Annotated in this window: 19 protein-coding genes; 9 read left to right on the forward strand and 10 right to left on the reverse strand. The window is 67.1% G+C overall.

Annotated features, from left to right (window positions below; translation table 11 throughout):
* A partial coding sequence (locus BW991_RS14025) for a transposase (protein WP_139335941.1) occupies window positions 1-180 on the forward strand: 180 nt, incomplete at its 5' end.
* A gap of 146 nt (window positions 181-326) precedes the next feature.
* Here the strand turns inward: BW991_RS14025 and BW991_RS14030 are convergent.
* The gene (locus BW991_RS14030; RefSeq protein WP_076602746.1) at window positions 327-1,631 is read right to left on the reverse strand and encodes a DUF262 domain-containing protein; all 1,305 of its coding nucleotides are present in this window, start codon (window positions 1,629-1,631) and stop codon (window positions 327-329) included.
* 361 nt (window positions 1,632-1,992) lie between these two features.
* Between BW991_RS14030 and BW991_RS14035 the strand changes: the two genes are divergently transcribed.
* The gene (locus BW991_RS14035) at window positions 1,993-2,748 is read left to right on the forward strand and encodes a hypothetical protein (RefSeq protein WP_139335942.1); all 756 of its coding nucleotides are present in this window, start codon (window positions 1,993-1,995) and stop codon (window positions 2,746-2,748) included.
* On the opposite strand, the gene BW991_RS14040 is transcribed toward BW991_RS14035, so the two are convergent.
* The 8 genes from BW991_RS14040 to BW991_RS14075 all read right to left on the reverse strand — a co-directional run bounded on the left by BW991_RS14040 (window position 2,676) and on the right by BW991_RS14075 (window position 11,609).
* Window positions 2,676-4,265: a rhodanese homology domain-containing protein gene (locus tag BW991_RS14040; protein WP_076602748.1), complete on the reverse strand. Its 1,590-nt coding sequence runs from the start codon at window positions 4,263-4,265 to the stop codon at window positions 2,676-2,678. The genes BW991_RS14035 and BW991_RS14040 overlap by 73 nt on opposite strands.
* Before the next feature lie 102 nt (window positions 4,266-4,367).
* Window positions 4,368-5,363 (reverse strand): Bug family tripartite tricarboxylate transporter substrate binding protein, encoded by a 996-nt coding sequence (locus tag BW991_RS14045; RefSeq protein ID WP_076602749.1) that lies wholly within the window; start codon window positions 5,361-5,363, stop codon window positions 4,368-4,370.
* A 26-nt stretch (window positions 5,364-5,389) separates the two neighbouring features.
* Entirely contained in the window at window positions 5,390-6,397 is a 1,008-nt protein-coding gene (locus BW991_RS14050; RefSeq protein WP_212566899.1) for a Bug family tripartite tricarboxylate transporter substrate binding protein, read from the reverse strand.
* Window positions 6,398-6,434: 37 nt separating this feature from the next.
* Complete coding sequence (locus tag BW991_RS14055) at window positions 6,435-7,172, reverse strand: enoyl-CoA hydratase/isomerase family protein (protein WP_076602750.1); 738 nt, start codon at window positions 7,170-7,172, stop codon at window positions 6,435-6,437.
* A gap of 27 nt (window positions 7,173-7,199) precedes the next feature.
* Window positions 7,200-8,171: a glycine/sarcosine/betaine reductase selenoprotein B family protein gene (locus tag BW991_RS14060; RefSeq protein WP_076602751.1), complete on the reverse strand. Its 972-nt coding sequence runs from the start codon at window positions 8,169-8,171 to the stop codon at window positions 7,200-7,202.
* A complete protein-coding gene (locus BW991_RS14065; RefSeq protein ID WP_084205089.1) occupies window positions 8,171-9,571 on the reverse strand; it encodes a phenylacetate--CoA ligase family protein in 1,401 nt (466 codons plus the stop codon). The genes BW991_RS14060 and BW991_RS14065 overlap by 1 nt, the downstream gene beginning before the upstream one ends.
* 65 nt (window positions 9,572-9,636) lie before the next feature.
* Window positions 9,637-11,139 (reverse strand): tripartite tricarboxylate transporter permease, encoded by a 1,503-nt coding sequence (locus BW991_RS14070; RefSeq protein WP_076602752.1) that lies wholly within the window; start codon window positions 11,137-11,139, stop codon window positions 9,637-9,639.
* 11 nt (window positions 11,140-11,150) lie between these two features.
* Complete coding sequence (locus tag BW991_RS14075) at window positions 11,151-11,609, reverse strand: tripartite tricarboxylate transporter TctB family protein (RefSeq protein ID WP_076602753.1); 459 nt, start codon at window positions 11,607-11,609, stop codon at window positions 11,151-11,153.
* Window positions 11,610-12,038: 429 nt separating this feature from the next.
* On the opposite strand from BW991_RS14075, the gene BW991_RS14080 reads away from it, so the two are divergent.
* From BW991_RS14080 to BW991_RS14090, 3 genes are read left to right on the forward strand one after another with little or no spacing between them, the layout of a single operon-like run.
* On the forward strand, window positions 12,039-13,292 hold the full coding sequence (locus BW991_RS14080) for an aconitase X (protein WP_076602754.1): 1,254 nt from the start codon (window positions 12,039-12,041) through the stop codon (window positions 13,290-13,292).
* A complete protein-coding gene (locus BW991_RS14085) occupies window positions 13,289-13,711 on the forward strand; it encodes an aconitase X swivel domain-containing protein (protein ID WP_212566900.1) in 423 nt (140 codons plus the stop codon). The genes BW991_RS14080 and BW991_RS14085 overlap by 4 nt, the downstream gene beginning before the upstream one ends.
* 17 nt (window positions 13,712-13,728) lie before the next feature.
* Window positions 13,729-14,715 (forward strand): Bug family tripartite tricarboxylate transporter substrate binding protein, encoded by a 987-nt coding sequence (locus tag BW991_RS14090; RefSeq protein WP_076602755.1) that lies wholly within the window; start codon window positions 13,729-13,731, stop codon window positions 14,713-14,715.
* A 105-nt stretch (window positions 14,716-14,820) separates the two neighbouring features.
* Here the strand turns inward: BW991_RS14090 and BW991_RS14095 are convergent, their stop codons facing one another.
* Window positions 14,821-15,120 carry a DUF2325 domain-containing protein gene (locus BW991_RS14095; RefSeq protein ID WP_170879109.1) on the reverse strand — a complete coding sequence of 100 codons (300 nt, stop codon included), beginning with the start codon at window positions 15,118-15,120 and terminating at the stop codon, window positions 14,821-14,823.
* Window positions 15,121-15,568: 448 nt separating this feature from the next.
* Here BW991_RS14095 and aptA point away from each other — a divergent pair, with 448 nt between their 5' ends.
* From aptA to BW991_RS14115, 4 genes are read left to right on the forward strand one after another with little or no spacing between them, the layout of a single operon-like run.
* A complete protein-coding gene (gene aptA / locus BW991_RS14100; protein ID WP_088179615.1) occupies window positions 15,569-16,921 on the forward strand; it encodes an omega-aminotransferase AptA in 1,353 nt (450 codons plus the stop codon).
* A gap of 34 nt (window positions 16,922-16,955) precedes the next feature.
* Window positions 16,956-17,969, forward strand: coding sequence for a taurine ABC transporter substrate-binding protein (gene tauA, locus BW991_RS14105; RefSeq protein WP_076602757.1), 1,014 nt, complete (start codon window positions 16,956-16,958; stop codon window positions 17,967-17,969).
* Window positions 17,966-18,847 (forward strand): taurine ABC transporter ATP-binding protein, encoded by an 882-nt coding sequence (locus BW991_RS14110; protein ID WP_244551696.1) that lies wholly within the window; start codon window positions 17,966-17,968, stop codon window positions 18,845-18,847. Before tauA ends, BW991_RS14110 begins: the two co-directional genes overlap by 4 nt.
* Window positions 18,844-19,713, forward strand: a complete 870-nt coding sequence (locus BW991_RS14115) for an ABC transporter permease subunit (protein ID WP_088179616.1) — start codon at window positions 18,844-18,846, stop codon at window positions 19,711-19,713. Before BW991_RS14110 ends, BW991_RS14115 begins: the two co-directional genes overlap by 4 nt.
* Window positions 19,714-19,718 lie beyond the last annotated feature (5 nt).

The following is a 19,718-nucleotide window of genomic DNA, read 5'->3' on the forward strand; positions in this document are numbered from 1 at the left end:
ATCAGCCAACGCAAGCGCAAACGGGTCGAGGAAATCTTCGGCTGGCTTAAAACGGTCGGTGGAATGCGCAAGAGTCGATTCATCGGGCAGGCGAAGACCCAGATGGCGGCCTTCATCTCTGGCGCGGCGTACAACCTGCTTAGAATCGCGAAATTGAGTGATTCGGGGGTGAAGGCGTGAACTGCGGAGCAAAAAGGGCCTCCACGGCACACGCCGGTGGCCGCTTGGGCAATTCGAGCCGAATTGAAAATCCAATTCCGGCGAGGAAGTCGTCATGAAAATCAATCCGTGCCCCCCCGGTTGACACCGTGTCGCGCGTTTTTGCATCACCCTGTTAGGAAGCCTTGGTCATACCGCCGAGTCAGAGCGTTTCTCCAGAAGAATGCTCGGAACAGAGCGTTGAGGTCTTCCGGCGCCCACGGATGAGTGTCAGAACGATCAAACTCTGCATGCCATCGAAGTGCTACATATATGCCAATAGCTACCGGATATGGACAAATACTCCACGGAAAGTATCCTTCTGCAACTACGTGTTGAGCATCTCCCAGAAATCTTGCTAACATTTCGTCATGCGTCTTAACAGACTGCCAATGCGAAGTTGGGACGGCGAGGAGGTCGCCGGACTTAACTGATGTGATAGGCTCGGGACGTCCGCGACCAACCGGTCGGGGTTGCGGCTTGTCAATTAGGGCTACGTGGCACGCAGTGACGATCTGCGCCACCAACTCAGGGCGGTCAGATGACGACGCCCATCCGATTGCTCCGTTCCTTTGCCCTAGGTCATCAAACCAATCTCTCAATAGGAAGGGTTCCGCGTCGTTACTGGAGGTTTCGGCATAGAGCCAAGAGTGAATCAGATCGACCGTCGAGACCTTTGTGCCGGTTGTGTTGAGCGTCTCGAAGATGTCGCAAATGTCTGCCAGCGAGTACTTCTCCGGGACGACATAAACGGCGAGCTTCGTCTTTACGATTCCCTCGAATGCATCTTGAAGGATTTTGTTGCGGCGTTGGATTTCATCGCGAGGTGGCAATTGGTGGTCGCGATAATTCTCAGGCTTCTCTAGCGCTTGCAGATAGCGCATCCATTGACTAAGGATTGGCTCGTCAGGAGTGTTGGATGCCAGAGGGAAAAGCCCCTGTCCGACACAAGTGGCATCTGAATCGAGACCTTGTCTTCGGATATCCGTTTCCCGAAGGTACTTGACGCGCTTTCGCGGGTCAGATTGCTTGACGTCCAGGAAGTAGCGTCCCGAGTATCTATATAGGCCATGTGTCGCACGAAAACCGGCGAAGGCCATTGCGATGGCGGTGCACCGTTGGCGGCCATCAAGCAGCGCAAATTTTTTTGAGGCTTGAACCTGGGGCCCAAAGTAAAGCAGCGAAGCGGTACGTGTAGCGCTGTCCTGGTCGGGGATCGAGACACGCTCAAGGTTCAACTGAGAGGAGTCACTTTGTTCCCAAAGGGTAACCATTCCGATCGGACGAGCTTCCAGTATCGATTGGACCAGCGACGAGACTTGATCTGTGGTCCAGACGAAGTCACGCTGAAATTGCGGGACAAGCCATTCACCCCTTCTAAGGCTGTCGAGCACACCAGGTACTGTACTGTGATGGACCTTCAAGTCTGACATTTGGGGATTTCCTCGCTGTCGGCGCCCCGACCGGGTAACACGGGGGCCATGGATAAAAAAATAGGCGGGAGGCTACTCCCGATCAATGCCAATGACAACTACTGGCGCACGTCCGCTGTGGGTCGGGTGTAGCTATGAGCACCGCGCGAAGCGGCCATTGGTGACCATGTCCTGGTTGCTGATCGATGACCTGTTCAATCCGGACGTTGATGGCTCCGGTCCCCACAGACCGTTCTGGCCGAGGGCTTGTCGGTAGCCAGTCCAACTGGTGCTACAGGGTTGTCTGGGGGCACGAGCGGCGGCACAATGCCGTCGGTATTTTCGCCCCCCCTCCATTTCCGCACTCCCCGACCTGCCCCAGATGGATCCGATGCAGCTGGTGCACTACCGGCGATCCAATTCCGCCTTCCTTGCAGCCTGCTGCGGCCTGTTGGCCGGGGCGGCGGGCTTCGCTCTTGTCCGCGCCGGTGGTTCATTACCTGCGCCGGTGAGCGGCTTCGCCTGGCTGATGACGATACTGATGGTTCTGGGACTGCTGATCGGGTTGCGGGACATGTGGCGGCCACCGCTCATGTATCGCGCTGACAGACGCGGCGTAACGATCTTCTACCAGGCCGACCGGCGCCGCTTCGCGGGACCGGGCGTCTTCCTGCCGTGGGACTGGGTGACGAAACTGACGCCCCTGTTCTTCGTGGTGATCGGCGTCTACGTGGTGCTCCTGTCGCTCGGTGTCATCCCGGATCTTCCCCGTTCGAAGAAACAGGGGCTTTTCGCAACGTCGCATCACTGGCAGATCACCAGTTTCGGTCTCGCCTTCCTTTGCGGGGGAATCTCGGCGGCCTTCCCGGACCGGCGTCATTGGCTGCTGTTCCTCAACCACGCCGTCCTTCTCGTTGCCTTCCTGGCGCCGACGACTTGGGTGCTGTTCTTCTCCGGCGCGGTTAGCCGGCCGATGCAGATTTTCGGCGGCATCCCGCTCTTCGTCGGCGCCGTCGGCGGACTGCTGGGTCTGTGGCGGTTTGCCCGGTTCGACTCACGCGTGGATCAGATCACGCGGAAGCCATGCGTGCCGTCGCGGGCGAGTTGCGCGACGAGGCCGAATTCCCAATCGAGATAGCCCTGCATCGCCTCACGGGGGTTGTCGGTGCCCTCGTAGGGGCGGCGATAGCGGTCGATCGTCGGCGATGCGAGTCGGGTCTCGCCGGATTCCAGCGACAGTGCCGCCGCCGACCACGCGCGATTGCCAGCGTCGAGCAGCCATACGCCCGCCTCGACAAGGGCGTCCAGCTCCGGCGCCGCAAAGCTCGCAAGCAGGCCGTCGTCGCACGTGAGGATGTAATGCTGGTGCCGCGGGAGTGCCTGCAGCGCATCGGCGAGCTGCGAGCGCAGGACGAAGTACGCGCCGGGTATGTGGCCCTTGCGGTACTGCGCGCTGGGGCTGAAGTCGAGCACGGCGACGTCCTCGCCCGCGACCTGCCAGCGGGCGAGCGTTTCGGGCAGTATGCGGCGGATCCGCGGCAAGGACGGTAGCGGCGCGCGCCACGGACCCTGCTCGCGAAAATCGACCGCGGGGACGTCGTCGACGACGTGGACGACCCAGCCCATCTGCGCGAGCCACGAGGCCGTCATGTTGGCGCGCACCCCGTCGTCGTCGGCCAGCGCGATGCGCGCCCCACGCACCGGCGCGACCATTTCCGTTTCCTGCACGAGCTGCCCGCCCGCCACCGGACGGAAGCCCGGCAGATGGCCGGACTCGTATTCCTCGGGCGTGCGCACGTCGAAGAAATAGGTGCTGCGGTCGCGCTGCGACCGCCAGCGATCGACGTCGGCGAGCGTGGCGCGCTGCACGCCGGCTCGGTCCGCGACCGCACGGGCTACCTGCGCGGCACGCGCGCGGGTGGCCTCGGAGACTTCGCCGAAACGCCGTTCCTGCCCGCGTTCGAGGGCCAGTCCCGCGAGCGTCCAGCCTATGGTGCCGTTGCGCAGCGCCGCGACGGGGTTGGGGATGCCCGCGTTCACGAGCGACTGCGTGCCGATGATGCTGCGCGTGCGTCCGGCGCAATTGACGATCACCTGCGTCGTCGGATCGGGTGCGAGTTCGGCGATGCGCAGCACCAGCTCGGCGCCCGGCACGCTGGTCGCGGTCGGGATGCTCATCGTGTGGTATTCGTCGAAGCGCCGCGCGTCGACGATGACGACGTCGGCATTGCGGTCGAGCAGCGCCCTGACCTCCTCCGCCGCGAGCGATGGCGTGTGCCGTTCGACTTCGACGAGTTCGCCGAAGGCCTTGCTCGGCACATTCACGTCGCGGAACAGTTCGCCGCCCGCTTCCCGCCAGCCGGCCACCCCACCCGCAAGCACAGCGACGTCGGTGTAGCCGAGCGCGACCAGGCGCGCGGCGGCGGTCTCGGCGAGGCCTTCGCCGTCATCGAGCACCACGATGGACACGTCTCGCCGCGGGAGTTTTGCGTACGCATCGAGCTCGATGCGCGCGAGCGGGAAGTTCGCGGCGAACAGCGGATGGGCCTGTGCGTGCGGATCTTCTTCGCGCACGTCGAGCAGCGCGATTTCGCGGCGTTCGAGCAGGGCGGCGCGAACTTCGGCGTAGGTGCGTGTTGCAGTCTTTCCGGGCATCGGATCAGCTCCAGATGTTGGGAACGACGTCGCTGGCGTAGCCGGAGACGAAGGGTTTAGCCACCCCGGTCTGCGGGTCGAACACGTGCCGCGCGCTCGTCCTCATTCGATGCGCGCCCCCGACTCGGCGATGACCTTGGCCCATTTCGCGCTGTCCTCGCGGATCACGCGCGCAAATTCGCCCGGCGTGCTGGTCTCGACGTCGAGGCCCTGCTCGGCCAACCGCGCCCGCGTCGCCGGCAGGCTGGCGATGCGCGCGAACTCCGCGTGCAGGCGCTCGACCACCGGCTTGGGTGTCGCGGCCGGAACGACGATGCCGAACCACGACGCCACCTCGAAGCCCTTCAGCCCCGCCTCGGCCGCGGTGGGCACGTCGGGCAGCACGGGCGAGCGCTTCGCGCTGCTGATCGCGAGGCCCTTGACCTTGCCGGCCTTGACCTGGGGCGCGAGGACGGCGAGCGTGTCGAAGGCGAGATTGACCTCGCCACCGAGCAGCGCGGTGACCGCGGGCGCACTGCCCTTGTATGGCACGTGCAGCAGATCGACGCCGGTGAGACTCTTGAAGAGCTCCCCGGAAAGGTGGCACAGCGTGCCGTTGCCGCATGAGGAGTAGCTGATCTTGCCCGGCTGCGCCTTCGCGGTGCCGACGAGTTCCTGCAGGGAATTGGCGCCGACCGTGCCGTTCGCGGCGACGACGTAGGGCACGGATGCCACGATCGCGACCGGTGCGAAGTCCTTGACCGGGTCGTAGCGCAGGTCCCTGGCGAGATTCGGCAGAATCGTCAGCTGTCCGGCCGGAGCCAGCGACAGCGTGTAACCGTCCGGCGCCGACTTCGCCGCGGCTTCCGCCGCGATGGCGGTCCCAGCGCCCGGCTTGTTCTCGACGACGACCGGCTGGCCGAGCGCGGTCGACAATTGCTCGGCATAGAAGCGGCCGACGATGTCGGAGGCGCCTCCGGGCGGGAACGCGACGATGAGCTTCAGCGGCTTGCTGGGATAGACGTCGGCATGTGCGCCGATCGACAGCAGCGACACGACGCCGGCTGCGACGAGGCGGACGAGTCCGGCGCGGACCTTGGTTTTCTTGTGTGCAGGCATGGAAGGCTCCAGGGGATGTATTTCGCTCAGTCGAAACGGATTGCGGCCTCGCGCACGACGCGGCCGTATTTGGCGTGGTCGTTGCGGATCAGCTCGGCGAACTTCTCGGGGCTGGATGAGCGCGCCTCCAGCCCCTGGGCCGCGAGTTTTTCGCGCACGGAAGGCTGGGCGGCGGCGCGCGCGATCTCCGAACTGAGCCGCGCGACGATCTCGGGCGGGGTGGCGGCGGCGACCGCGAGGCCGAACCAGGAGGTGACCTCGAAGTCCGGGTAGCCGGCTTCGGCGACGGTCGGCACCTCGGGCAACAGGGGCGAACGCTCGCGCGACGCGATCGCGAGCCCGCGCAGCTTGCCGCCGCGGATCTGCGGGGCGAGTACCGTCAGCGTATCGACGGCGAGGTTCACTTCGCCACCCAGCACCGCCGTGACCGCGGGGGCGCTGCCCTTGAACGGCACGTGCAAGATGTCGGCGCCCGTTGCGAGCCCGAACGATGCGCCGGCAAGATGGGTGATCGTGCCGCTACCGCTCGACGAATAGGACAGCTTGCCCGGCTGCGCTTTCGCCTGCGTCACGAGCTCCGTGAGGTTTTTCGCCCGCACGGAATCGTTCGCCGCGATGACGAGGCCGGTGAAGGCCAGCGTCGACACCGGCGCGAAGCTGCGGAAGGGGTCGAACTTGAGGTTCTTCGCGATGTGCGGCAGCACCGTCAGCTGCCCCGTCGGCACCAGCGACAAGGTATGGCCGTCGGCCGGGCCATTGGCCACCGCTTCAGCGGCGATCGCGGTGCCGGCACCCGGCTTGTTCTCGACGACGACCGCCTGTTTGAGCGACTCGCCCAACGCGTCGGCATAGATGCGGGCCACCGAGTCGGCGGCGCCCCCCGGCGGGTAGGGCACGATCAGCTTCAGCGGGCGCGCGGGCCAGGTCTCGGCATGTGCCGCGAAGGGCGCGCCGAGGGCGGCCAGGGCGGTCAGCGCGAGGAACGGGATGAAACGTCGCCGCGACAGCGCGACGGGTGAGTTCGATGAATTCACTCTCTCTTTCCTGGGGATGGGGGATGGGGGATGGCTTTCAGCGTCCGGCGAACTGCGGAGTGCGCTTTTCGATGAAGGCGGCGATGCCCTCGTGGTAGTCCTCGGCGCTGTTCACCGCCTCGACGCGCGCGCGGGCGATCGCGGCTGCTTCCGAAGGCCCCTTAGGCAGCACCTGCCCGACGTAGTCCTTCAGCATTCCGACCACCAGCGGCGCATTGGCGGCGATCTGCGCCGCCAGTTCGCGCGCGACGGCCAGCTGCTGGCCGAGCGGCACGACACGATTCACGAGCCCCGCCTCGTAGGCGCGCTGTGCCGAAATCGAGCCGCCGACGACCAACAGCTCCATCGCGATCTTGTGCGGAATGCGGGCGGCGAGCGAACTGATCAGGCCGCCGCTATAGCCGACCTTTGCCTCCGGATAGGACAGCACGGTGTTGTCTGCGGCGACCGCGAGGTCCGCCATCTGCACGAGGACCAGCCCGCCGCCGACCACGAGCCCGGCGGTGACGGCGATCACCGGCTTCGTCACCGGCACGCCGACGCCGGGCACCGCGCGCCAGAAGTCGTGCGGAATGTCGCGCAGGTCGGCGCCGGCCGTGAAGGCGCGTTCGCCGGTACCGGTGAGGATCGCGACACGGTCGTCGCTGGCGTTGAAGCGATGCCACGCCGCGTTGAGTTCGCGCACGACGTCGTGGTTGATGATGTTGTACTTGTCCGCGCGATCGATGGCGATTTCGGCGATGCCGTTGCGCGAGGTATAGGTGACTGACGACATGGGTTCCTTCCTGTGCTTGGGGTTCGTTCAGTTCGTCGTGGCGGCCGTGTCGGACGGCACCACTGCCGCACGCAGGTCGCGGGCGATGAGGCGGGCGCGCTCGTTGTCGGCACGCAGGCGCGCCAGTTCCTCGGCAGGCAGACGGCCGGCGTTGGCGTAATCGAGCTTCCATACGGCATCGGTGGCCCAGCGCAGTGGCGACTGCACGGTGGTGCGCGTCGCGGGCGCCGCTTCCAGCAGGCGCAGCGCGAGTTCCAGCGTGTCGTCCTGGGACGCCACATCGTCGGGGCGGCCCGCCGCATTGCCGAGCGGAAAATCGCTGAACAGGAAGCGCGGCACCCCGGCGTACTCGACGATGTCCTTCGCGCAGCCGAGCACGACGGTGGCGATGCCGGCAGTTTCGAGCTCGCGGGCGACGAGACTCAGCGTCTGGTGGCAGACCGGGCAGTTCGCGACCAGCACGGCCGCATCGACGCCATCCTCGCGGCAGCGGGCGACGATCTCGGGCGCATCCACGTCGAGCGTGCGGCGCTGGCTGCGGTTGGTCGGCGCGCCGTGAAAGCGCGCCGCCAGGGCCCCGACCCGACCCCGGGCAAGCGCCCGGCGCAGCGCCGGCAACGGGAACCAGCAGGCGCTATCGGCCATCGACGCGTGCTTGCGGTCGATGCCGACGTGGGCGATGCGCAGGTCATGGTCGGCGGCGCTGTCGCCCGAATACACCGCGTAGAACTTGGCGGCGGCGTTGTACGGCGCACCCGGTCCCTGCGGCCCCTTGTCGGCTTGGTACGGCGCCGCCGTCGTGACGATGGTCAGCCGGCTCGCCGACAGCGGTTTCGCGAGCGGCGCGAACGGCACCTCGGCGTAGTGTGCCCACACGTATGGATTGTCATAGCCCAGTGCGAGGTAATAGTCCCGCGAGCGCTCGATGTACGCGACCGGCCGGTCGTGCGCCGGTGCGAATCCGAGGTTCGCGGATTCGTCGATGTCGGCGCCAGCCATCACGCCCCCTTCCCCACGATCTCGATCAGCTTCGTCTTCGCGCCACTGCGCGGGAAGCTGCCGAAGGGGACGATCTCGACCTGCGGGCGGAAGGTGAGCAGTTCGCGGATGCGCTGCTCGATCCGTGCGCCGAGCGCCGGCCACTCGCCGGTCGGCGTGTCGGCCGCGGCCTCGATGGCGAGGCGCAGCGGCGGTTCGACGCGTGGGGGCGGCGCGTCGAGGCGGATGCGCAGCTCGCCCGAGACCTGCGGGCGGAACTGGCCGACCACGTTCTGGATCGCCGCCGGATACACCTTCACGCCCTTGATCGCGAGCATGTCGTCGACACGGCCGATGATCTCCATACGCGTGCCGAAATGGCCGCAGCCCGGGCACTCGCCGACGTGGAGGCGCAGGATGTCGCCGGTCGCATTGCGGAACGCGGGCGCCGCTTCGTATTCGAGCGCCGTGTGGATCGCCTCCCCGACCGCGCCGTCCTTCAGCTCGAGCGGCGCCTTCGTGTGGGGATCGACGAGGTCGTAGCGGAAGCAGTAGTCCTCGGCGAGGTAGTGCATCCCGTGCGAGTGCTCGCTGTCGCAGGTGATCGTGCCGTTGTGCCACGCGCCGCCGGTCGCATCGAAGACCTGCGCGCCGAAGTGCTCGCGCACGCGCTGACGGAAGGTGGGCAGGCTCGCGCCGGGTTCGCCGGAGCAGTAGATGATCTCGATGCCGAGCGCGCCCACCGGCTTGCCGATCTCCTGCGGCGCACGCTCAATCAGCTGGTTCACCATCGACGGCGTCGCGAACAGCACGCGCGGACGCGTCAGTTCGATGTAGCGCAGGATCTTCGGCCCCCCGCCCTCCGCCCCGACCGCCACCGGCCGCGCCCCGTAAGCTTCGAGCGCCTGCACGTAGGTGATGCCGGCGAGCCATAGCGACAGCCCGAACGCATGGAAGGTCGTGTCGCCCGAACGGATGCCGGCGGCGCGGAACATGCGCCCCAGCACCGTGTAGGTGATGTCGAGGTCCTTGCGCGAGAACACGTAGAAGGTGGGCGTGCCGGTGGTGCCGGAGGTCGCCGCGAGATGGATCGCGTTCTCCGGCGCGGTCGTCAGGTGCAGGCCCAGCGGATGCCCGTAGCGCTGCAGGGAGGCATCCTGCGAGTCGCGATGGCGAGTCTTGTCGAGGAGGGCCGGCAGGCGGCGGAAGTCGTCGAGCGTGCGGATCGCCTCGGGGGAATCGACGCCGGCCTCGAGGAAGCGCTGGCGGTAGTAATCCTCGTTGCCCCACACGTAGCGGATCTGGCGCTTGAGCTTCTCGAAGCGGCGGGCGTTGAGGACGGCGAGGTATTCGCCGGGGTCGCGCGTGGGCACGTCGAAATCGTGGAGCGCGTGATTGGCGCGCGGCGGCTGGATGGTCATGACGGATCGGCTCCGGAATGGAAACAGAAAGGGGAAATCGGTGTTACGCAAGGGACGGCCGGGTTTCAGCCTTCGGCGAACGCGACCTCGCGGGTCGCGCGCAGGCGCGGCAGGGCCATGACGACGATGAGGGCGAGGGCCAGTAGCAGCAGCGCCAAGCTCAGCGGACGCGTCAGGAACACCGTCGGATCGCCGCGCGACAGCAGCATCGCCCGGCGCAGGTTCTCCTCCAGCATCGGCCCGAGCACGAAGCCCAGCAGCAGCGGCGCGGGCTCGCAGCGCAGCTTGATGAAGAGGTAGCCGAGCAGGCCGAAGGCCACCGTCAGCAGCACGTCGAACATCTGGTTGTTCACGCTGTACACGCCGATGCAGCAGAACAGCAGGATTGCCGGATAGAGCACGCGGTATGGCACCGCGAGCAGCTTCACCCACACGCCGATCAGCGGCAGGTTCAACAGCAGCAGCATCGCATTGCCCACCCACATGCTGACGATGACGCCCCAGAAGAGCTCGGGCCGCTCGCTCATCACCTGCGGGCCGGGAACGATGCCGTGGATCATCATCGCGCCGATCATCAGCGCCATCACCGCGTTCGCCGGCAGGCCCATGACCAGCAGAGGGATGAAGGAGGTCTGTGCGCCGGCGTTGTTCGCGGACTCGGGGCCCGCTACGCCTTCGATGGCACCCTTGCCGAAGCGCGACGGATCCTTCGCCAGCCGCTTCTCGACCATGTAGGACGCGAACGAGCCCAGCATCGCCCCGCCGCCCGGCAGCACGCCAAGCAGCGAGCCGAGCGCGGAGCCGCGCAGCACCGGCTTCCACGAGCGGCGGTAGTCGTCGCGCGAAGGCAGGATGCGCCCTACCCGCACCGCCGCCACGTCGCGCCGTTCGTCGCGCTCCAAATTCGCGATGATCTCGCCGATGCCGAAGACGCCCATCGAGATGACGACGAAGCTGATGCCGTCAGCGAGCTGCGGCAGGCCGAAGGTAAAGCGTTCCTCGCCCGAATTCACGTCGACGCCGACGAGCCCCAGCAGCAGGCCCGCGAGCGTCATCGCCACCGCCTTGAGGATGTCGCCCTGCGCCAGCACGACTGCGGCGACGAGGCCGAGCACCATCAGCGCGAAGTATTCCGCCGGGCCGAATTTCAGCGCGAAGACGGCGAGCGGCGTCGCGGCCACGGCGACGACCAGCGTCGCGACGGTGCCGGCGAAGAAGGACCCGATCGCCGCGATGCCGAGCGCGGCACCCGCGCGGCCCTGCTTCGCCATCGCGTGGCCGTCGAGGCAGGTGACCACCGACGACGACTCGCCCGGCATGTTCACGAGGATCGCCGCCGTCGAGCCGCCGTACTGCGCGCCGTAATAGATGCCCGACAGCATGATCAGCGCGGCGGTCGGCGGCAGGCCGTAGGTCACCGGCAGCAGCATCGCGATCGTCGCGACCGGCCCGAGACCCGGCAGCACGCCGATCAGCGTGCCGAGCGTGACGCCGGCGAAGCAGTACAGCAGGTTCGTCCCGGTGAACGCCGCGTCGACGCCGATCGCAAGATGAGACAGCAGTTCCATCGCAGCACCGCTCAGGCCGGACCGACCGGCAAGGGCACACCCAGGCCGTAGGCGAATACCGCCACACCGAAGGCCGACAGCACGGCACTCAGGCCCAGCAGTTCGCCGAAACGCACCTCGCGATGCGCGTGGCCGCTCACCAGCGTCAGCGCCACGGTCGCGAGCACGAGCCCCAGTTGCTGCACGACGAGTGCGAACACGATGACGCCCGCCCCGACCAGCACCGCCGGCCGCAACGCGAAGCCGTCGTCCTGGGCCGGCTCGTCATCCGTCACGCGCACGCTGCGAATCAGGACGACCGCCCCGAGCACCGCGAGCACCGCACCCAGCAACAGGGGGAAATAGCCGGCCCCCATGCGCATCGCCGATCCCAACGGATAGCCCGAGGCGGCATGGCTTCCCGCCAATCCGAGGAGAATGAAGAAAAGACCTGCGAACGAATCCCGACGGTTGAGAATCCTGATTTTCATGACAATCCCGGGTGAATGACGATGAAGCCAAGTTAACACCCGCAATCGACGCCACAAATCTCGATTTCTGCTTTGCAAAGCATGACGGAGCGAAAATTGAAACCCGCGTCAGATCAGGAAAGCAGCCGCTCTCTCATTCCCATGCGAGAGTCGCCCCATTTGATCCGCATGCGATTGAGGCAATATCGCGCAAACCGCAATCAATAATTTCTGCATAACAAATCGGGTTTTCTTGTTTCTGTTCGCCAGGTCGGATGAATAGAGTTTTGGCATTGCCGCGCCGATCGTCGAGCGACTTTCGACGATCGAATACCAATACTCAGGAGCCAATCCGATGACCGCTGCAGAAAACCCCGACAAGCTGCACACAGCCGCACCCAATCCCGCCGATCCTCTCATCACTGCCGCCATCGCCGGAGCGACTTTCTGATGCGGCTCACGGCACTCGAACAGGCGATGCTCGCGGGCGAACACGGCGAAGCCGTCGCCGAGGCCATCGCCTACCAGATCCGCGTCGGCGAATTCTTCGACGCCGAAGACTTTGTCCCGATCACCAACGCCCACATGATGGGTGACATCGAGGTCATGGGCGACAGCGGCCTCGCGCACCTCGGCTGCTTCCGCAGCAAGGGCGCGCGCTGCCGTGTGCCGGTGACCACCAACGCGCGCTGTGCCGACTTCGCCCATGCCGCCCGACTCGGGCAGGACGAAGAGGAAATCGCCAAGGAAAAACGCCTGATCGCGCACCTGCAGGCGATGAACGTCGTCACCACCGACACCTGCATCAACTACCAGACGGTGTACCAGCCCCACCTCGGCGAGCACGTCGCTTGGGGCGACACGGGCACCGTGATCTACGCCAACTCGGTGTTCGGCGCGCGCACCAACTTCGAGAGCGGCCCCGCAGCGCTTGCCGCCGGCATCACCGGCCGCACGCCGCGCTACGGCTTCCACCTCGAACGCCATCGCCGCGGCACCTTCCGCGTCGTGGTCGACACCGAACTCGACGACCTCGCTGACTGGGGCGCGCTGGGCAAGCTGGCGGGGGAATTCCGCCAGAACTACTACGCCGTCCCGGTCTTCGAGGGCCTGCGCCGCGCGCCGACCTCCGACGAACTGAAACATCTGGGCTGCGCGCTGGCGAGCTATGGCTCGATGGCGATGTTCCACATCGTCGGCGTGACGCCCGAAGCGCCCGATCTCGCGACGGCCTTCGGCGGCACGCCGCCCGAGCCGGCCCTGCGCATCGGCCGGGCGGAACTCGACCGCGTGTACGCCGGCTACGACGTGTCCGACCCCGGCGCAACGCTGGTCGTCTTCTCCGGCCCGCAGCTCTCGCTCTTCGAACTGAAGGCGCTCGCGGAGCGCTTCGCGGGCCAGCGCGTACATCCCGGCTGCCAGGTGTTCGTGACCACCGGCCGCGGTCCGGCGCGCGACGCCGAAGCGCTCGGCTACCTCGCGACGCTGCGCGAGGCCGGCGTCACGATCCTCGAAGGCGTGTGCTTCTACATCCTGCAGAACCTCTCCGAGATGCGCCGGCGCAACGGCTGGCACAACCTCGTTTCCAACTCCGCCAAGCTCGTGAACATCATCGGCGCGCACCGCTTCAACACCATCCTGCGGCGCACCGACGAGTGCGTCGCCGCGGCGCTCACCGGACGTGTAACGGGAGCGCAATCGTGAGCGAGCGGCAGCACATCGCCAGTATGCGTGTCGCACGCGCGGTCGGAGAGCCGGTCGAGGGCCTGGCGCTCGTCTCCACCGAAGGCTTCTCGCCACGCTACGACCTCGACCGCTGGAGCGGTCTGATCACGAAACCCGGCCACAAGCTGGAAGGGCGCAGCATCGTCGACCGCATCTGCTTCTTCCCCACCGCCAAGGGCGGCATCGCCGCCGGCTGGGCCTTCCCCGACATCGTGGCCAAGAAGCTCGCGCCGCGCGCGCTGGTGTTCGGGGTCACCAACCCCGTGATGGTGCAAGGCGCTGCCTTTGCCGGCATCACGCTCACGGAAGGCTGGGAACCGGACGCCCTCGCCCTCGTGCGCAACGACGACCTCGTACGCATCGACCCTGCCGAACGCCTGATCCACATCTATCGCTGAATTCCATGGAGCCCACAATGCGCCCCTCGCTGCACTTCCTCCGCCGCCTCCTGCCCGTCGCCGCGGCACTCCTCACGGCTGCCCTCCCCACGAGCGTGCCCGCCGCCGACGCGCCCTACCCCGCGCAGCCGATCAAGGTCGTCGTGCCCTTCCCGCCGGGCGGCCCCACCGACATCGTCGCGCGCCCCTTCGCCGAAGCGCTGACGCGCAGCCTCGGCAAGCCGGTGGTGATCGAGAACCGCGGCGGCGCGGGTGGCAACGTCGGTGCCGACAACGTCGCGAAAGCGAATCCGGACGGCTACACGCTGCTCCTCGGCACGGTCGGGACGGCCGCAATCAATCCCGCGCTCTACGCCCGGCTCAGCTACGACCCGCGCAAGGATCTCGCGCCCGTCGCCATCCTTGCCGCCGCGCCGGTCGCGCTCGTCGCGCATCCGTCCGTCCCCGCCAATACCGTGGCTGAACTGCTCGCACTCGCCGGCCGCCAATCGCTGCGCTTCGGCACGGCCGGCAACGGCACGCCGGGTCACCTGACCGGCGAGATGTTCAAGCAGGCGAGCTCCGCCCCGCTCACCCACGTCCCCTACAAGGGCAGCGCCGCGGCGCTGCAGGATCTGCTCGGCGGCCACATCGAACTGGCGTTCGATCCGCTCCAGTCGGTGTTGCCGCACGTCCGCGCCGGCAAGCTCAAGGTCATCGCGATCAGTTCGGCCGAAGCGTCGCCCGTGCTGCCGCAGGTCCCGACCTTCGCGCAGGCGGGCGTAAAGGTCGAAAGCACCGCCTGGTGGGGCCTGTTCGCCCCCGCCGGCACGCCGCGTCCGATCGTCGACCGGCTCGCCGCCGAACTGCAGGGAGCGGAACAGAGCGGCGACGTGCGTCAGCTCGAGAGCATCGGCCTCACCCTCAGGCAGATTGCCCAGCCCGCCGCCCTCGACGCCTTCCTCGCCGCCGAAAGCACCAAATGGGCGAAGGCCGTCAGGGACTCGGGAGCGAAGGTCGACTAGGGAAAACCGGCTGATCGGCCCGCAGGCTGCGCCGCATCGCCGGCCGGGGCAGAACAACGATCGGGCCACCCACGGGTGGCCCGATCGCTTTGCGATGCCCCCGGATCAGCCGGCGCAGGACCCTTCGCCTTCCAGCAAACCGAGTTCCGCAGCGAGCTGCGGCAGACTGCGCTGACAGAAGATCACCGGCACGCCGCGCTCCCTGGCGAGCCTGCGCATCTTGCCCGCGAGCCCATGATTGACCTGATCGACCATGATCACCATCAGACGCGCATCGGCCGGAATCGCCCTCCGGCTGTCGCTGCCGCGCCGGCCATCCCAGTGACGCACGGGCGCATAACCGCGGCGATGCAGATAGTCCTGATAGGGTGCGACGCGATCGCCGCCAACGATCACGGCCGTCATCGCGGCGCGCTCGCGGATGCTTCGTCGAAATACGACCAGGCGGCATTCGCGCCGGCAAGCCATTCCCTGTGCCAGGTCTTCGAAAATGTCATTTCACGCTCCCGGTGTTTCGCCATCGGAAAAATGCCCGCATTCCGGATCCAGAACCCTCGCGACACACCGAGGCGTCGCGGGTCGCATCATTGAAACGTATGGCATCCGCCTCGATGAGCGAACCAAGATTTTTCGCGAAGCATATGAATCGGCGCCGGGCCTGCGCACGACCTGCACAGGAATGGAATGCGCATGACCGGACCACTCGATTGCGCGTGGGCACGCAGGCGCCGGTTTCCGTCCCGGAACCGATCACCGCACATATCCGATCCAGATAAGCAAATCAGATCTAATTCGTTCAGTCCGGCCCGGGCGCACGCCTACCATTTGCTCCATATCGTCAGTGGAGCGCCTCGTGACCGAATTTCTCACCCTCCGGCCCCGGGCCACGCCGCCGGACCACCCGGCCACCCGGCTCGACAACTACTGGCTGCCTTTCACGCCCAACCGGGATTTCAAGCGCGAGCCGCGGCTCTTTTCCCGCGCGTCCGGCATGTATTACTTCGACCCGCAGGGGCGGCCGGTCATCGACGGCGCATCCGGTCTGTTCGCCACCGCCGCGGGTCATGCCCGCACTGAAATTGCCGACGCCGTTCATCGCCAGCTGAGCGAACTCGACTTCACTCCCAGCTTCTACCGCAGCCATCCGCTCGCGTTCGAGGCGGCCAGCCGGATCGCCGGGCTGCTGCCGACCGGGCTCGACCGGGTGTTCTTCGTCAATTCGGGTTCGGAGGCGGTCGACAGCGCGATGAAGATCGCGCTCGCCTACCATCGCGCACGCGGCGAGGGGCGCCGCACGCTGTTCGTGAGCCGCGAGCGCGCCTATCACGGGGTCAATTTCGGCGGCGTCGCGCTGTCCGGCCTGGTGAACAACCGCCGCGCCTTCGCCAATGCCGGCCCGGATGCGGTCCACATGCGCCACACCTGGCTGGCGCAGAACGCCTTCAGCCGCGGCCAGCCGGAACACGGCGCGGACCTCGCCGACGACCTGCTGCGCCTGATCGAGCTGCACGGGGCCGAGACGATCGCCGCCGTGTTCGTCGAACCGATCGCGGGATCGACCGGCGTGCTCGTTCCGCCGAAGGGTTATCTCGAACGCCTGCGCGCGATCTGCGACCGCCACGGCCTGCTGCTCGTCTTCGACGAGGTGATCTGCGGCTTCGGGCGCACCGGCAAGGCGTTTGCCGCGCAGAGTTTCGGCGTGCGCCCCGACATCATCACGATGGCCAAGGCGATCACCAACGGCGCCCAGCCGATGGGCGCGGTGGCGGTCGACCGCCGCATCCATGACGCCGTAATCGATGCGGCGCCGGACGATGCCATCGAATTCTTCCACGGCTACACCTGGAGCGCTCACCCCGCCGCGTGCGCCGCGTGCATCGCCAGTCTCGACATCTATGAACGGGAGAATCTGTTCGCCCGCGGCGAAGCGCTCGCCCCTATCTTCGAGACTCGGCTGCACGCGCTGCGCGACCTGCCGGTGGTGGCCGACATCCGCAACTACGGTCTGCTCGCCGGCATCGACCTGAAGCCCGCCGACAAGCCGGGACAGCGCGGCTACGCGGTGCAGAAAGCCTTGTTCGACGCCGGCCTGCATCTCAAGACCACCGGCGACGCGGCCATCCTCGCGCCGGCGCTGGTCGCGCAGCCCGCCCACCTGGACGAGATCTTCGACGTTCTCCGTCGGGTCCTCGCCCGCCAATCCTGAATCGACCGCAATGGTTCTTCGCAAAGGTGCCCCCATGACCGACAGACGCCACTTCCTGCTCGCCCTCGCGGCGACCTCCGCCCTCCTTTCCGCGCCGGGCTTCGCCGCGCAGAAGGAGGTCACCATCGCCTACCAGGACATGCTGGTGCCGTGGCGTGTGGCCCACGCGGCCGGGGAAATCGAGAAGGCGACGGGTTACAAGATCAATTTCCGCCAGTTCGGCGGCGGCGGAGACGTGATCCGTGCGCTCGCCTCCGGTCAGGTGCACATCGGCGAAGCCGGTTCCGCGCCGATCGCCGCCGGCATCTCGCAGGGCCTGCCGGTCGAGCTGTTCTGGATTCTCGACGACATCAACGATGCGGAAGCGCTCGTCGTGCGCAACGGCAGCGGCGTCGCGAGCCTCGCCGACCTGAGGGGCAAGAAGATCGGCGTGCCCTTCACCTCCACCACCCATTTCCACACGCTGGTCGCGCTCGATCACGCGAAGCTGAACCCCAACGACGTCAAGATCGTGAACCTGCGCCCGCCCGAAGTGGCCGCCGCGTGGGAGCGTGGCGACATCGACGCGACCTTCATCTGGGAACCGGTGCTGTCGAAGGTCAAGGCAGGCGGCAAGCAATTGATCACGTCCGGCGAGATCTCGAAGCAGACCGGCAAATCGACCTTCGACGGCATCGTCGTGAACCGCGACTGGGCGAAGGACAACGCCGAATTCGTCGCGCAGTTCACGAAGATCCTCGCCGTGGCCGACGAGCGTTATCGCCGCGACAAGGCCAGGTGGACCAGCACCTCGTCCGAAGCCGCGGCGATCGCGAAGATCACCGGGGCGAAGGCCGAGGACGTACCGGCCGGCCTGGCGCTGTATCGTTTTCCCAGCGCCAGCGAACAGGCGTCACCGACCTGGCTCGGCGGCGGCAAGGCGAGCGGCGCGGCGGCTTCGCTCGCGGCCACCGCGGCCTTCCTGAAGAGCCAGGGCACGATCGCCAACGTGCTGCCGGATTATTCGGTCGGCGTGAATCCGAAATACGCCGAGAAGGCGGCGCAGTGAGTGCCAACCAGCCGCTGCGCGCCGGATTCGAACGGCACGCAGTGCCCGCCGCGGTGCCCGAAATGGCGGCGGAAGAACCGGCGCGCAGCACGCTGTCGATCCGCGGTCTGTCGGTGCGCTTTGCGAACAAGCGTGCCGCGGCCGGGCATGCGACGCTTGCGCTGGCGGGCGTCGATCTCGATCTGCGCGACGGCGATTTCGTCGTCGCGCTGGGCGCCTCGGGTTGCGGCAAGACGACGCTGCTGTCGTGCATCGCCGGCTTCATCCAGCCTTCCGCCGGCGAGATCCTGCTCAACGGCAGGCCGATCGCGGGGCCGGGCGCCGACCGCGGCGTGGTGTTCCAGAAGCACGCCCTGATGCCGTGGTTGTCGGTGCGCGGCAACGTCGAGTTCGGGCTGCGCATGCGCGGCGTGGATGCGGCCACGCGCCGCAGCACCGCCCTCGACAAGCTGTGCGCCGTGGGACTGGAGGCCGTTGCCGAACGGCCGGTCTACCAGCTTTCCGGCGGCATGCAGCAGCGCGTCGGCCTCGCCCGCACGCTCGCGTCCAATCCCGACGTGCTGCTGATGGACGAGCCCTTCGGCGCACTCGACGCGCTCACGCGCGAGCAGGTGCAGGAGCTGGTCCTGCGGCTGTGGGCGAGCGAGCGCAAGATCGTGTTCTTCATCACCCACGACGTCGAGGAAGCCCTGTTCCTCGCCACGCGCCTGATCGTCATGAGCCCGTCGCCGGGCCGCATCGTGCGCAGCTTCGACCTGCCCTTCTCGCGCCGGTACGTGGAATGCGGCGACGCGCGCAAGGTGAAGTCCGATCCCGAATTCATCGAATGGCGCGAACGCATCATCGCGCTGATCCACGCCAATGGCGAGGCCGCATGAGCAAGGCAATGACCGTCCTTCCATTCCCTGCAGCCCCCGACCGGATCGACCACGCCGGAGCAGCACTGCCGCCCGCGCAGACGCACCGTTTTCCCGACACCCGGCGCGCGCTCGGCGCCTCGCTCGCGGCGGTCGGCGCGCTGTTCTCGCTGTGGTGGTTCGCCACCGCGAGCGGCTGGATACCCCCGCTGGTGCTGCCGGCGCCTTCCGCGATCCTGGAGGCGCTGGTCGCGGCCCACCGGGGCGAGCTGCAGGGCGGGCGGACCCTGCTCGAGCACTTCCTGTGGAGCTTCGGGCGCGTGCTCGCGGGCTTCCTGCTCGCCTGCGCGACCGCGGTGCCGATCGGCATCCTGATGGGTGTGTCGCGGACCGCGCGCGGGGTCTTCGACCCGCCGATCGAGTTCTACCGTCCGCTGCCGCCGCTCGCCTACCTGCCCCTGATCGTGATCTGGTTCGGCATCGAGGAGACCGCGAAGGTGCTGCTGATCTATCTCGCCTGCTTCGCGCCGCTCGCGGTATCCGCCCGCGCCGGCGTGCGTTCGGCGCAGCCCGAGCAGATCAATGCCGCACTGTCGCTGGGCGCGACGCGCCTGCAGGTGGTGCGCCACGTGATCCTGCCCGCGGCGCTGCCGGAGATCCTGACCGGGATGCGCATCGCCATCGGCTTCGGCTGGACCACGCTGGTCGCCGCCGAACTGGTCGCGGCGACGGTCGGGCTCGGCCAGCTCGTCATGAACGCGTCGAACTTCCTGCGTACCGACGTGGTGCTGATGGGCATCCTCGTGATCGGCGCGGTCGCGTGGGTGTTCGACCTCGGCATGCGCATCCTCGAATCCCGCCTCCTGCCGTGGAAGGGGCATGTCTGACGGCT

The organism is Aromatoleum tolulyticum, from assembly GCF_900156155.1.
GTDB classification, from domain to species: Bacteria; Pseudomonadota; Gammaproteobacteria; order Burkholderiales; family Rhodocyclaceae; genus Aromatoleum; species Aromatoleum tolulyticum.

Bases quoted from the DNA above. Each gene is read 5' to 3' on its own strand.
- BW991_RS14060 (WP_076602751.1), bottom strand. From the start codon at position 8,171: ATGGCTGGCGCCGACATCGACGAATCCGCGAACCTCGGATTCGCACCG.
- BW991_RS14055 (WP_076602750.1), bottom strand. From the start codon at position 7,172: ATGTCGTCAGTCACCTATACCTCGCGCAACGGCATCGCCGAAATCGCC.
- BW991_RS14040 (WP_076602748.1), bottom strand. From the start codon at position 4,265: ATGCCCGGAAAGACTGCAACACGCACCTACGCCGAAGTTCGCGCCGCC.
- BW991_RS14090 (WP_076602755.1), top strand. From the start codon at position 13,729: ATGCGCCCCTCGCTGCACTTCCTCCGCCGCCTCCTGCCCGTCGCCGCG.
- BW991_RS14075 (WP_076602753.1), bottom strand. From the start codon at position 11,609: ATGAAAATCAGGATTCTCAACCGTCGGGATTCGTTCGCAGGTCTTTTC.
- BW991_RS14070 (WP_076602752.1), bottom strand. From the start codon at position 11,139: ATGGAACTGCTGTCTCATCTTGCGATCGGCGTCGACGCGGCGTTCACC.
- BW991_RS14035 (WP_139335942.1), top strand. From the start codon at position 1,993: ATGGATCCGATGCAGCTGGTGCACTACCGGCGATCCAATTCCGCCTTC.
- BW991_RS14115 (WP_088179616.1), top strand. From the start codon at position 18,844: ATGAGCAAGGCAATGACCGTCCTTCCATTCCCTGCAGCCCCCGACCGG.
- BW991_RS14030 (WP_076602746.1), bottom strand. From the start codon at position 1,631: ATGTCAGACTTGAAGGTCCATCACAGTACAGTACCTGGTGTGCTCGAC.
- tauA (WP_076602757.1), top strand. From the start codon at position 16,956: ATGACCGACAGACGCCACTTCCTGCTCGCCCTCGCGGCGACCTCCGCC.
- BW991_RS14095 (WP_170879109.1), bottom strand. From the start codon at position 15,120: ATGACGGCCGTGATCGTTGGCGGCGATCGCGTCGCACCCTATCAGGAC.
- BW991_RS14045 (WP_076602749.1), bottom strand. From the start codon at position 5,363: ATGCCTGCACACAAGAAAACCAAGGTCCGCGCCGGACTCGTCCGCCTC.
- BW991_RS14080 (WP_076602754.1), top strand. From the start codon at position 12,039: ATGCGGCTCACGGCACTCGAACAGGCGATGCTCGCGGGCGAACACGGC.
- BW991_RS14065 (WP_084205089.1), bottom strand. From the start codon at position 9,571: ATGACCATCCAGCCGCCGCGCGCCAATCACGCGCTCCACGATTTCGAC.